At 44.7% G+C, this 13,264-nt stretch carries 10 protein-coding genes and 1 pseudogene; 7 read left to right on the forward strand and 4 right to left on the reverse strand.

Translation table 11 applies throughout. The annotated features are described in order from the left end of the window. Nucleotides 1–257: 257 nt before the first annotated feature. From QUA20_RS28170 to QUA20_RS28180, 3 genes and pseudogenes are all read right to left on the reverse strand, one after another. Nucleotides 258–564 (reverse strand): annotated as a pseudogene (locus QUA20_RS28170) (saccharopine dehydrogenase-like oxidoreductase); the annotation flags it as partial. A 200-nt stretch (nt 565–764) separates the two neighbouring features. Continuing rightward, nucleotides 765–1,460, reverse strand: a complete 696-nt coding sequence (locus tag QUA20_RS28175; RefSeq protein ID WP_333193247.1) for an NACHT C-terminal helical domain 2-containing protein — start codon at nt 1,458–1,460, stop codon at nt 765–767. Further along, a complete protein-coding gene (locus QUA20_RS28180; RefSeq protein ID WP_333193250.1) occupies nt 1,461–3,083 on the reverse strand; it encodes an NACHT domain-containing protein in 1,623 nt (540 codons plus the stop codon). A gap of 236 nt (nt 3,084–3,319) precedes the next feature. Here QUA20_RS28180 and QUA20_RS28185 point away from each other — a divergent pair, with 236 nt between their 5' ends. From QUA20_RS28185 to QUA20_RS28200, 4 genes are all read left to right on the forward strand, one after another. Beyond that, nucleotides 3,320–3,973, forward strand: coding sequence for a hypothetical protein (locus QUA20_RS28185; RefSeq protein WP_333193251.1), 654 nt, complete (start codon nt 3,320–3,322; stop codon nt 3,971–3,973). A gap of 243 nt (nt 3,974–4,216) precedes the next feature. Then, entirely contained in the window at nt 4,217–5,875 is a 1,659-nt protein-coding gene (locus QUA20_RS28190) for an ABC transporter substrate-binding protein (protein ID WP_333193254.1), read from the forward strand. Between the two features lie 65 nt (nt 5,876–5,940). Beyond that, nucleotides 5,941–6,492 carry an AAA family ATPase gene (locus tag QUA20_RS28195; protein WP_333193255.1) on the forward strand — a complete coding sequence of 184 codons (552 nt, stop codon included), beginning with the start codon at nt 5,941–5,943 and terminating at the stop codon, nt 6,490–6,492. A 9-nt stretch (nt 6,493–6,501) separates the two neighbouring features. After that, nucleotides 6,502–7,512 (forward strand): ABC transporter permease, encoded by a 1,011-nt coding sequence (locus QUA20_RS28200; protein ID WP_333193258.1) that lies wholly within the window; start codon nt 6,502–6,504, stop codon nt 7,510–7,512. A gap of 11 nt (nt 7,513–7,523) precedes the next feature. Here the strand turns inward: QUA20_RS28200 and QUA20_RS28205 are convergent, their stop codons facing one another. Then, nucleotides 7,524–7,934 carry a hypothetical protein gene (locus tag QUA20_RS28205; protein WP_172191115.1) on the reverse strand — a complete coding sequence of 137 codons (411 nt, stop codon included), beginning with the start codon at nt 7,932–7,934 and terminating at the stop codon, nt 7,524–7,526. Nucleotides 7,935–8,504: 570 nt separating this feature from the next. Here QUA20_RS28205 and QUA20_RS28210 point away from each other — a divergent pair. The 3 genes from QUA20_RS28210 (at nt 8,505) to QUA20_RS28220 (ending at nt 13,240) form a co-directional block, all read left to right on the forward strand. Further along, nucleotides 8,505–10,373, forward strand: a complete 1,869-nt coding sequence (locus QUA20_RS28210; RefSeq protein ID WP_333193260.1) for an efflux RND transporter periplasmic adaptor subunit — start codon at nt 8,505–8,507, stop codon at nt 10,371–10,373. A gap of 257 nt (nt 10,374–10,630) precedes the next feature. Continuing rightward, complete coding sequence (locus QUA20_RS28215) at nt 10,631–11,848, forward strand: ABC transporter permease (protein WP_172191111.1); 1,218 nt, start codon at nt 10,631–10,633, stop codon at nt 11,846–11,848. A gap of 171 nt (nt 11,849–12,019) precedes the next feature. Continuing rightward, entirely contained in the window at nt 12,020–13,240 is a 1,221-nt protein-coding gene (locus tag QUA20_RS28220; RefSeq protein WP_333193262.1) for an ABC transporter permease, read from the forward strand. Nucleotides 13,241–13,264: the final 24 nt, after the last annotated feature.

Here is a 13,264-nt window from a genome sequence, read left to right on the forward strand (position 1 = left end):
AAGTGATGTTGTACTAGGCTTTGGACAGATTTTAGCTCATAAGCTTGCACACGCTCCGCGTTCAAACCAGTCAAAGTTTTTCTCTGTCAAGGTTTTAGGCTTTTTCGGCAAGCCCTAATTAATTGATCGCTTTGTCATTTGTGACCCGCCCAAAAACGGATACAAGCGCCCGATGTCGTGAAGAAATGAAAATTTTAGACGAAAGTTCAAGCTCCCAGATCCACCTGTGGAGTAAATCTCAAATCTCAAATCTCAAATCGAATGACCCCTTTAGCTGGGCCGCAAACGTTGGCTTTCATGCTGGTTGCGTCGCCTAATGTAAAGGTGTGGGTTGAGATTTTGCCCTAGAATGAATGTGCGATCGGTAATTGGGACGTTGGTGCTCTGGGGTTTTTTGAAATTGCGGGTATCGACGACGCCGCCGAGTGTGACTCGATCGCGATCGCAAATTCCCGCCACTTCCAACATGATATCATCGGCGTGTTCCATATTTTTTAGCTTCAATAAACCGCCGGTGCTATCTAACAGTGCTTCCACTTCTGTATCAGTCATCGCTTGGGCTTTTGGTACGTCATTCACGGGGCTTTCTTGAGAGCGGACAATTTTTTATGATCTCTCAATAGGGGACAAGTGAAGAATATATTTAGATTGTGTTTGGTTTTAATTGCGAGCCTTCAAGCAGATTAGTTACACTGGCTGATCTTGGTTGACTTAATCTACATATCTGGAAGATATTCTCAATACACGGACGAGAGTCGGTGCTTTTACTTCCACTTTTTAACTTCATATTTTGGTAATAACAATGTTTCTTCAATCTCTTCGCGCACTTCAGGAGATACATTACAACCGCTATTTAGACAATCTATCAGCAGCTTATTGGCATCGTAATACTGCTGTAAGAGTTGCTTTTGTGAGTCGTTAAACAGCCAGTTATGGCCAATATTGCAATATTTTATAATCAAACTTCTGAATTTTTCAGTCCAAAGTTGACCATTTTCTGCTTGCCGCTTATCAAATAAAATACTATCTTTCCAATCAGGTATTTCCGCTTCAAGTTTTTGCAATGATTGGCACAGATTAAAATCAAACTCAAAGTCAGGGGTAACAAAGTCAGTATCGATACAGTCGTTAATGGCATGAGCGAGAGTGGCACACAGACAGAAATCGAGATGGAAATCAACAGGAGAGGTGTTAAAATTTTCGTGGAAAGATATTAAATTATAATCAACCTTAAAGGCAAGGTTTAGAGAGCAATCAAGATCGGGCGAATGAGTGGAGGCCGGAGCCACAGCTAGATCGAAGTAGAAGGCTCGGATTGCTGCTCTTTTAAACGGAAGTTGAATTAAGCAAGATTTTTGATTTATCCAATACAAAAATTGTTGTAACTTTTCATCATGCACTAAAAGTACATCAATTGCCTGCTTCATAAAAAACAACAGACAGTCTGCACTTGCTAACATCTAAACCACTAAAAAAAACACTTCCCGCCAGCGTTTATCAGTAATGTTATTAATCAGAATTGACCAACCCTGTTGCTTTGGGATGTATGAATTACAACTGATGGCAATTTTTCGGGCTATAAAATACTCTTGAAAAGTCAAGTGAGAAAAAGAATAGATTTTATGCGCCCGTTCCACTAATAATCCATGCTGCGCCTCAATTGATTTTAGCACCGGTTCACTATCTAGCTGAAACGGCTCCGGGTCGTTTTGAGCATCGAACCGATTGCGGATGTAATCAAAAATATACTGCTCTAGTTGTTTGTGTTTAAAGAAATAGTCTCCCTGCTGAAATGTCGTTAGAGCAATTTGACTGAGTAAATCTTTTTTGTACTGCAAAGAGAGATTTTTATAAATTTGCTCTCGCTCAATCTTTCGCGTTTCATCCCATCTTCTCAGCAAAATATCTACTCCTTCTTCATAAAGTTCTGAACGTAAGCCGGGAAATTTGGCTGATTCTTCAAACACCAAACATAACAGGGTTAGCAGTAACGGGTTTGTTGCCAATTCTCGAATCGGGTCATTTTTCCCAAGCTGTTGAATAAATTCCTCTGATTTTGCTGCTTCCTTAGCTTGAAACCATTTTCGGGCAAAGGTGGCTATCTGCTTGTCATCAAAATCTGCGACTTCAACGTCTTTAAACTTATCCAAAGTATAATCTTTTGCTGCAATCCGACAAGTCATTACAAAGTGATTCGTGCGAAACTTGTCAGAAAAATCGCGAACTTGCTTGATAACACGGTTGTTATCCTCATCTTTTACTTCATCTAAACCATCGAGTAAAACCAGTGTTTTACCGTGCTTGAAAAGGACAGCTATTTGGTCAGCAGAAACATCACAATCAGAAAAAAATTGGGTGATGTATTCCAGTAAACTCGGTTTTCCTTCTGTTTCTGCAAACTGCTTGAGCGTGATAAAAACAGGAAGGCGATGAGCTTGAAATTTACCTCGATCGCACTGGATTGCTAAATGCTTCACAAATGTGGTTTTTCCTGATCCTGGCTTACCCAGCACCATCAATTTTGAGTATTTTTCAACCGCTTCTACTCCTGGTATTGTCTCAGTTACTTGGCCCAGTCCAAAGCGATCGAAGTTTTCCGGGTTAGAGTCTTGCAACAGTTCATCTATTTCGCGCCGCCGATGACTGGTAATTTTTTCCAGAATATTGACGTTGGTGTAGAGGTCACTTACGTCAATGGGTTGTGACATGGTGAGCGATCGCATTGTACCGCATTGGTATTGAATCATCTCGCGCCAATTCTGGCGCACCTCTTGCACCAAGTCACTTAACTCATCCTCTGACAGATTAGAAGTTGGAGAGTCAGAAACCTTGCATTTACGATATTCAGCAGTCAGAAAATTGAGCAAGCGACCATATTTACCTGGGCCTTTACCGTTGATACTGAACTTTTTGTAAACGTGGCTCATGCGAGTGGTAAGCGCACTTTTGCTGATATGGAGTTCTGTTGCTATCTCCAACTCTGTCTTCTTACTGCTAAACCAGATTACAAAAGCAGCTTTTTGCTCTGGCGAAAGCGCATACTTACGAGCCATCTCAATTAAAAAGTCACGCGGCAGCGTCATTGACTAACCTCTCTATTACCTGAAAGCGAGTCCAGTATCTTCTATCTAGCCTTAAATCACGGTTAGGGCTGCTCTTATATTACTTATTCGGGAGCCAAAATGCTATTCAATAGCAGGCTGAAACTGAAGATTGTAGATATTTCAGCCTAAGTCAGTCTAAGTCAGCCTCAACGTGAGAGATATCTCCAAAGCTAAATTGCGAAATTGAATTTAGCAATTTTTTGGAGATTCTGATCATGAAAAGAACTAGGGCTAATGGACGGTTTGACTACCAAGATGAAAATGGCATTCTGCTTCCACCCGTTACCACAATACTTAAGGCTACACAGCCGCTTGAGTCTGTAGCTGCTCTTTCTAATTGGCGCAAGAAAGTAGGGAACGCAGAAGCAAATCGCATTGCTGTAACCAGCCGTCGCCGGGGAGAACTATTGCATCAGTGGGTTAAGGATTATTTGCAAGGCTTATCTCCCACTGCTTCCAGCCTAATTCAGCCCTATTGTGATAGCGTTCAGCCTGTACTGGAGAAACTTAGCGATGTCCAGTTGGTGGAGACAGTTGTGCCAAATTATGTGGAAGGATACGCCGGGAAAGTTGATTTAGTTGCCCGTTATCAAGCTGTTCCATGCACTATTGAGTGGACGACTGCTGAAGAAACTAAACTGCGATTAGCAAAACTCTACGACAAGCCTTTACAATTAGTTGCTTATGGTGGGGCAATTAATCGATGCTATGGTGAGACTCTGTTTGGTAATAAAATTGTTAATGCTTTGATTGTTGTGGCTCTTCCCGATGAAGATGCGGAAATATTTGTGTTGGAACGCGAACAATTGCTGGAATACTGGCAGAAGTGGTTGAAACGCCTAAAGTTTTTTGGAGAAAAAGCTGCTTGATAGGTTCAGAAATAGTTAGGATAGAACTGGAGTTGGCCTGTTCTATCCCTCACTATGTTTAGGGTCTTGTTTTTGGGCGGATGCTGTGGCTTAGCCGCTAGTGCTTGTGACAGTTGCGTAAGTCCTGATAGAATTTATTAAATTAACCGCAGAGAGCGCAGAGTTCGCAGAGGGAAGAGCCGGGGAGAATTACCATTTTATTATTACATGAGTACAATTTACTATTAAACAGGAGCTATTGAGATGAGATTGTTAAAATCCTGGCGTTTAGTTTTATTAGGTTTAGTTTTTGGGATGGCTGTAATTCTCTCAAATTGCAGCACTACCTCAAACACCGTTAGCAATAATTCTCCAACTCCGACAACTCCTGCCACAGTACCACCGGGAGCTTTAGTCTACGGTGCGGGCGGGCAGCCGGTCAATCTGGAACCGGGAAATATTACGGATGGCAATTCGGTGATTGTTATTGACCAAATTTACAATCGCTTGACTGATTTCAAACCGGGAACTGTGGAACTTGAGCCGAGTCTCGCTACTGAATGGTCAAGTTCTACAGATAGCAAAACTTGGACTTTTAAGTTGCGTTCCGGGGTCAAATTTCACGACGGCACAAATTTTGATGCGGAAGCTGTTAAGTTTAATGTGGATCGCTGGTGGGATGCGAAAAATCCTAACGGTTATCGAGAATCTGGCAAGACTTATCAAATTTGGAAAGATTTTTTTGGTGGCTTTAAAGGAGATAAAAATTCCCTGGTAAAAGATGTGGCAGTTGTTGATAAGTCTACAATTAAGTTTGTTTTAAATCAACCTTTTGCTGCTTTTCCTTCGGCGATTGGGTCTGGTTATTTCGGGATGGCGAGTCCGGCGGCGGTGAAAAAAGCGGGTGCTAAATACGGCACTCCGGGGTCGCTGGCGGTGGGTACGGGGCCTTTTGTATTTAAGGAATGGCGATCGGGCGATCGCATTGTTTTGGATAAAAATCCAAATTATTGGAAAACTGGCACGCCAAAAGCCAATCAATTGGTAATTCGTTTTGTTGACGATCCGGCGGCGAGATTAGCTCAATTGAGAGCGGGTCAACTTGATTTTACTGTGGATTTAACCCCGGATCAATTGAAAGAGGTTCAAGCAGATACTAATTTAGAAACTGTGGTACGACCTTCTTTTAATGTCGGTTATTTAGCCTTAAATCCCAGTTACGAACCTTTATCCAAACCGGAAGTAAGGCGGGCGATCGCCCAAACAATTAATAAGCCAGCAATAGTCAAAGCTTTCTGGGGAGAACTCGGAAAACACGACTCGGAATTTATCCCGCCTGCGCTGAATTGGGCAGAGTCCGATCGAGTTAAAGATTATGAATTTAACCCGCAGCAAGCTAAAGCAATGCTCGCCAAAGCCGGTTATCCGAACGGTTTTGATTTGGATTTGTGGTATATGCCCGTCAGCCGTCCCTATTTTCCCACGCCGAAGCCGATCGCTGAGGCTTTTGCGGCGGATTTGAGCGCGATCGGGATTCGGGTCAAATTGCTGACAAAGGATTGGTCTGCTTATTTAGCCGATCGGCTAAAACCTCCCGGCTTTGAAGCTTTTATGATGGGTTGGATTGGAGATTACGGCGATCCAGACAATTTTTATTATCCTCACTTCGGGCCGGGTTCGACGGCGGATTTGGGAAATTGGAAAAATCCGAAAGTTCTGGAACTTTTGGATCGGGGGAGGGCGAGTGGGGATAAAGCAACTAGGGCGAAAATTTATGCGGAAGTTAGCGAGATTTTGCATGGGGAAGCTGTGCGTTTGCCGATCGTACATTCGCAGCCGCTTTTAGGGAAACGCAAGAATATTCAAGGTTGGATTCCGAGTCCTTTGGGGTCGGAGTCTTTTGAGGAAGTGAGCAAAAATTGAGAGTTTAGATCGACACACCTCTCCGGGGTTATCATACTTTACATGAATTTACCTTAACAAATAGTATGGAGAGCAATCAGCAACCTGCAAATCATCACCCACAAATTATTTTGATTACCGGGAACATGGCCGCCGGAAAATCAAGTGTGGCGCAATCACTTGCCGAACGGTTGCCCAAAAGTGTCCACCTTCGCGGCGATATCTTTCGTCGCATGATTGTGAACGGACAGGCGGAAATGGCGTTAAATTTGTCAGCAGAGGCATATCAGCAGCTTCAACTGCGGTATCACCTGGCAGCAATGGCAGCGCGACACTATCTCCAGGCTGGTTTTACGGTCGTTTATCAAGACATCATCATTGGTTCGGCACTGGCTGAGGTACTTGCCACTTTCCATGATGTGCCGTTGTCCGCGATCGTTCTGTGTCCGAAGGCAGAAGTTGTAGCGGCACGGGATGCAGCAAGATCGAAGACCGGATATGCCAACGAAACAATGGTTTATGCCTTCGATCGCATTCTCCGTACCGAAACTCCTCGCCTTGGCTACTGGCTGGATTCAACCAATCTAACGGTAGAAGAAACGGTCGATCGAATTTTGGCAAATTTGCAAGGTGAATGAGATCAACTGATGTTTCAATATATTGTTAAACGTTTGCTGGGACTCTTGCCAGTCCTTTTCGGAATCACTCTGCTCGTATTTATATTTTTGCATTTGATACCGGGAGATCCAGCTACAGTGCTTTTGGGAGAACGGGGAACTCCCGAACAGGTGGAAATATTGAGAGCGAGATTAGGTTTGAATCAGCCTTTACCTTTGCAATATTTGGCTTTTTTATGGAGTTTGCTCCGCTTTGATTTGGGAAATAGCATTATTAGCGGTATCCCGATAATTGATGAAATTAGAAGTCGCTGGCCTGCTACTTTTGAATTGTCTGTGGTGGCGATGTTGGTGGCACTTATTATCGGAATTCCGGCGGGGATTTTGGCTGCTGTTCGGAAAAATAGCTGGCTGGACAATTTTGCGATGAGTGGTTCGTTAATTGGCGTATCTTTGCCGGTGTATTGGTTGGGATTGATGTTGATTTATTTGTTTGCTGTTTATCTGAAATGGCTGCCTCCAAGCGGGCGGATTAGTGTAGATTTGGGATTCGGTTTTAAGTCGATTACGGGTGTTTATGTTTTGGATTCTTTGCTGAGGTGGGATTTTGTTGCTTTACGGGATGCGATCGCCCATTTAATCCTTCCAGCTTTGACTTTAGGAACTATTCCTCTGGCGATTATAGCTCGCATTACTCGTTCTGCGATGCTGGAAGTGCTTTCTCAAGATTACATCCGCACTGCGAGGGCTAAGGGATTGCCGGAATATTGGGTGATTTTGAAACACGCTTTGAAAAATGCGTTTTTGCCGATCGTCACAACTATCGGTTTACAGTTCGGCACTCTTTTAGGTGGCGCTATTCTGACTGAAACGATTTTCTCGTGGCCGGGAATTGGTTCTTGGATTTACACCGGTATTCTGACGCGCGATTACCCAATTGTCCAAGGAGGAGTAATTTTTGTGGCTGTAACTTTTGTACTGATTAATCTGGCGGTTGATATTTCCTATGCTTTTTTCGATCCGAGAATTCAGTACCGTTAATGAAAAGGAAATCAGACACGAAATGCTTGTTTAACATCCGGGCGCAACAGGTAGTAAATGCTAGCCGCTGCAAAACCCAAAGTTAAAAAATTGACTGCTGTACCGCCGCTACCCAACATTTTGACAATTTGCGCGATGGTAGCGATGATATGGACAATTAACGTTCCTGTCCAAGCCCATTTTTTGAGTTGAAATAAACCCCAAGCTAAGAGTAAGGAGAGGAGGCCTAAAATAAAACTGAGCGCCGCAAAAATTGCAATGAAGCTGCCGATTACAGTGCCAACTTTCGCCCCGCCGACTGCCGCACCGAGACCGCCAAAAAGGCCGGCAAAAAGTAAGATGAACAAGCCGTCAAGGAGGCTGAATACGCCGCTAATTAGCTGCAAAATTGCCAAAACTGTAACGCTTTGAGGACGATTCATTGTTTTGATTTTCCATTTTTAACGGATTTGAAAAATATTTTAACCTGTTGTGCGCACAGGGCGGATATGGATTCAGGATTTACGCACCGCTACCTGTGAAACCGGGTTTCTGCGCGGATTCTTAGCGGGCAAACCTGTTATTTTTCGCAGAAGCCCGGTTTATGAGAGTAAGCGTCTTAATATTGTGCCATTATGAGCTTAGCACTGGCAGAGTCCGCTGCGATAGCTAACGCGAGTTCGCAATGACCTAATGACGGTCGATCGCCCGCTGTCCGATCCGCCTTTGTCGCTGGTGAGGAGCGCGCTTCTAGATCCTAAAAATGATATTATTTACTAAAATATATTTTTATTTGCCAGCAGCCGGGAGCAATTCTGTTTAGACCCACCTCTTTTAGCTGAAAAAACTTAACATTATTTAACAAGTTGCAAAGATTAGCTATAATTGTTTACAGGTGCTGGTTGGGGAACTTTTTTAAGTTCACCCGATCGGATGAGTCTGAAAGACGATGCCAAGCATCAGCAAAAATTTTACCTTTAAGGTAATCCTGAGATTAAATTAGGTGAGTCGGTATGATCGTTAGCCCTAAAAAGGAAACTGCTCAGGTCAAGGTGGAAGATACTCAGACTGTAGACACCAAGACCGCAGAGACCAAAATTGCAGATAAAAAAACCGCCCAAAAGCAGTCTCCGAAGAAACCGGCGCGCAAACCGCAGCGGTGGGCGATTGGGTTGGTTGCAGCCGGGTTGCTAGCTGTACCGACCACTATATATGTAGCAAAAAGTCGATCGCAGCCCAAAGTAGATGCGATCGCCACTATGACAGTGCCGGTGGAAGCGCAAAACCTCACGGTGCGGATTACGTCCAGCGGGACGGTGCAGCCGGTACAGCGCGTGAATCTCAGCCCCAAAGGCTCGGGGCGCATAGCAGAATTGTTTGTAGAACAGGGCGATAAAGTCGAAGCAGGACAAATCGTTGCTCGCATGGAAAGCCGCGACGTAGAAGCCCAACTAGCTCAAGCCAAGGCCCGCGAAGCTAGCGCTACAGCCAAACTCGCCAAAATTGAAGCCGGGAATCGATCGGAAGACATCGCCAGCGCCCGAGCGCGCCTAGATCAAGCCCAGGCAAGTCTGGCGCAACTCCAAGCCGGAAGTCGCTCCGAAGAAGTCGCAGGAGCCAGATCCCGCTTGCAGCAAACTCAAGCTGGCTTGCAGCAACTGCGAGCCGGCAGCCGCGTGGAAGAAGTCAGCCAAGGGCGCGCACGATTAGCGCAAGCTCAGGCTCGTTTAGCAGACGCTCAAACGGGTAGTTTGAAACAAGAAATTGCCCAAGCACAAACGCAAATTGAATCGAGTAAAGCCCAAGCCGAACTAACTGCTCAGCGGGTAGAACGCAATCGACCGTTAGTGCAAGAAGGTGCTCTGGCTCAAGATAAACTGGATGAACTGATCAAAGAAAATCGTACTGCCCAAGCTAAAGTAACAGAATCCCAAAGACGCCTGCAACAACTGCAAGAAAATCGACAGTCGCAAATCCAGCAACTGCAAGCTGCCGTTGAAGTCGAGCGCCAAGCATTAAACCAATTGCAAAACGGGACGCGATCGGAAGAAATTGCCAAAGGTGAGGCAGAAGTTGCCGAAGCTAAAAGCAAATTAGCGCAACTAGAAAACGGCAACCGTCCAGAAGAAATCGCCAAAGCCCAAGCCGCAGTTGCTGAAGCAAAAAGCCAATTAGCCGCACAAGAAAACGGTTCTCGCCCGGAAGAAATAGCTCAAGCTAAAGCTGAATTAGCCGAAGCTGAAGCTCAAGTCCGCTATCAAGAAGTGCAGTTAGAAGATACTAAAGTTCGCGCTCCTTTTGCTGGAATTATTACGCAAAGATACGCCATCCAAGGAGCTTTTGTAACTCCGGCAACTTCGGCCTCGGAAGCTACTTCGGCAACTTCGACATCGATTGTCGCTTTAGCTAGAGATGTGGAAGTTTTAGCGAAAGTCCCGGAGGCTGATATCAGCCAAATTAAACCGGGTCAAGAAGTTGAAATAGTCGCCGATGCTTATCCAGATAAAGTGTTTAAAGGCAAAGTTAAGTTAATTGCGCCGGAAGCTGTTAAGGAACGGGATGTGACGTTATTTCAAGTGCGAGTTGCGATCGACACGGGCAAAGAGTCGCTGCAATCGGGGATGAATGTAGATTTGAGATTTGTCGGTCAAAAGCTGAGCAATGCTTTAGTTGTGCCTACGGTGGCAATTGTCACTAATAAAGGTCAAACGGGTGTGCTAGTTCCCGATGAGAAACAACAGCCGAAGTTTAAGCCTGTTACCGTTGGATCGACTATTGGCAACAAGATTCAGATTTTAGAGGGTGCAAAAGCGGGCGATCGCGTTTTTACCGAACTTCCTCAAGGTAAAAAGCTGGAGGATATTATCAAGAATCAGAAATAGGGCATGGGGCATAGGGCATGGGGCATTATTGATCTCGATCGCTCTAGGGTGTTTTCAAAGCCGGAGAGCCCCCCTAACCCCCCTTAATAAGGGGGGGACAAGAGTATTCAAAGTCCCCCTTATTAAGGGGGATTTAGGGGGATCGAGACTCGGCTACAAGCGGGATGTATTATGGGTTTAAATATTAAGTTGACACGAATAATCCCAATCCCCAATCCCTAATCTAAAATCTAAAATCTAAAATCTAAAATCGAATTATGGATATTGTTGAAAGCGTCAAAATGGCTGTCACAACTTTGATGGCCAACAAGCTTCGCAGCACCTTGACGATGTTAGGAATTATCATCGGCAATGCTTCGGTCATTTCGATGATCGGTATCGGGGAAGGAGCTCAAACATTTATCGAGGGACAAGTTAACTCTCTGGGTTCAAACTTGCTATTTATTATTCCCGGAAGTCCTGAAGCGCAAAGCCGCCCGGTGATTCCGCCCCAGACTTTAGTAGTGGAAGATGCAGAGGCGATCGCATCTCAAGTTCCTTCTGTCCAAGAAGTCGCACCAACTCTCAATGACAGTCAACTCGTTACCTACCGCAACAAAAATGTCTCATCTTCGATTGTGGGAACTACCCCAGAATTTCTGACAGTCAGAAGCTTTGATGTTGGTCAAGGTCGTTTTTTAAGCAAATTAGATTTAGAAAGAGAAGAAAATGTAGTAGCTTTAGGTTCAGAAGCAGCAGAACAATTATTTGGCAATACACAGCCAGTTGGTCAATACATTCGCATCAAAAACTCGACTTTTCAAGTGATTGGGGTCATGCAGGCAAAAGGTTCTAGTTTTGGCGACAATCAAGATATGAACGTTTATTTACCGCTGACAACAATGGCCAATCGCATCGTAGGCAGATCGTCTCCCTACGGTACAAAAGTAACATTTATTTCAGTTGCAATCAAGGATGAAACTATGATGCAAGCTGCGCAATTTCAAATAGAAAATTTGCTCAGATTGCGTCATAAAATTACTAAAGAGGATGATTTTACTGTCCGAAATCAGAAAGATTTGATGAATACTTTGGGCAGTATTACTGGTGCTTTGACGTTGATGTTGGCTTTCGTGGCGGCAATTTCGCTGTTTGTCGGCGGCATCGGGATTATGAATATCATGCTGGTTTCTGTTACCGAACGTACCAAAGAAATTGGATTGAGAAAGGCGATCGGGGCTTCTCAGCAAGATATCCTGATTCAGTTTATGATCGAGTCTGTGATTTTGTCAGCAGCAGGCGGGGCAATCGGTACTGGATTCGGTATCGGCGGCGTGCTTTTAGTCGCTGCTTTTACTCCTCTGCAAGCTAGTGTTTCCCTAGTGGCGATCGCACTTGCAGTCGGTGTTTCCGGCAGTATCGGCTTATTTTTTGGCATAGTACCTGCAAAACAAGCTGCTAAATTAGACCCGATCGTGGCATTGAGAAGTGCTTAATTAGTATGTTGACGGTTGGCTGTTGAATTTTGACTGTTGACTCTCGTAATTAGTTATTAAGTGTGTCATTTTCGCTGTGCGCCGCAATCCCAAGGTCCTGGGATTTTGACGCACAGCAAACCATGACATACGGCTGTATTTCTTCTTCCTTCTTGTTCATTTAAAGAAAATATGAATTTTATTGAAAGCGTCAAAATGGCCGGTCAAACGCTACTAGCCAACAAAACTCGCAGCAGTTTAACAATGATTGGCATGATTGTCGGCAACGCCTCAGTAATTGCCATGATTGGAATTGGAGAAGGAGCTCAAAAATTTGTAGCAGGACAAGTCCAATCCCTGGGTACAAACGTATTAATCGTGAGGCCGGGAGTACCGAACGCTAGGCGAAGTACCATCTCAAGTGCGCCTCAAACTCTCGTACTGCCAGACGCAAAGGCGATCGCAACTCAAGTCCCCTCCGTTCAAGGCGTGTCAGCAGAACTTAACAGTTCCGAAATAGTTCGCTACAGCAACAAAAATGTTTCGGCTCTAATTTTTGGCACGATTCCAGAATTTCTAGAAGTCAGAAGCTTTGAAATGGCAAAAGGGCAGTTTTTGACCGAACTAGATGTTAAGCAAAGTAACCAAGTTGTGGTTCTAGGTTCAGAATTAGCGGAGAAACTTTTTGGCAATACAAATCCCTTGGGCGAACAGGTGCGTATCCAAAATGTCAGCCTCAAAGTAATTGGAGTATTGGCACCCAAAGGGACATCTTTTGGTACGAATTACGATAACTCGGCCGCAGTGCCGATCGCCACAATGGCAAACCGCATTGTCGGGCGGAAATCTCCCTACGGTTTAGCTGTTACCTCGATGTATATTTCTATTAAAGATGAGTTGCAAATGGACGCGGCGCAATTTCAGGTAGAAAACTTGCTGAGACTGCGGCACAAAGTTACCACCGAAGATGACTTTACAGTGAGAAATCAAAAAGATTTAATGGCAACAATGGGTGCGATTTCCGGGGCTCTAACACTTATGTTAACTGCTGTTGCCAGCATTTCCCTATTAGTCGGTGGCATTGGGATTATGAACATTATGCTGGTGTCCGTCAGCGAACGCACTCAGGAAATCGGACTCAGAAAGGCGATCGGAGCATCCCAACAAGATATCTTATTTCAATTTATTGTCGAAGCTGTAATTTTATCCGCCGCCGGAGGGATAGTCGGTACTTGCGTAGGTATCGGCGGTATCTTGCTTGTAGGTAATTTCACGCCCTTGCAAGCTGGTATTTCGCCTGTGGCGATCGCCCTTGCTGTCAGTGTATCCGGTGCAGTCGGCCTCTTCTTCGGCGTTGTCCCCGCCCGCCAAGCCGCCAAACTCGACCCGATCGCAGCTTTGAGAAGTGCTTAATCAATATATACTTACTCAGTTACA

The organism is Microcoleus sp. Pol7_A1 (assembly GCF_036701085.1).
Taxonomy (GTDB): Bacteria; Cyanobacteriota; Cyanobacteriia; order Cyanobacteriales; family Microcoleaceae; genus Microcoleus; species Microcoleus asticus.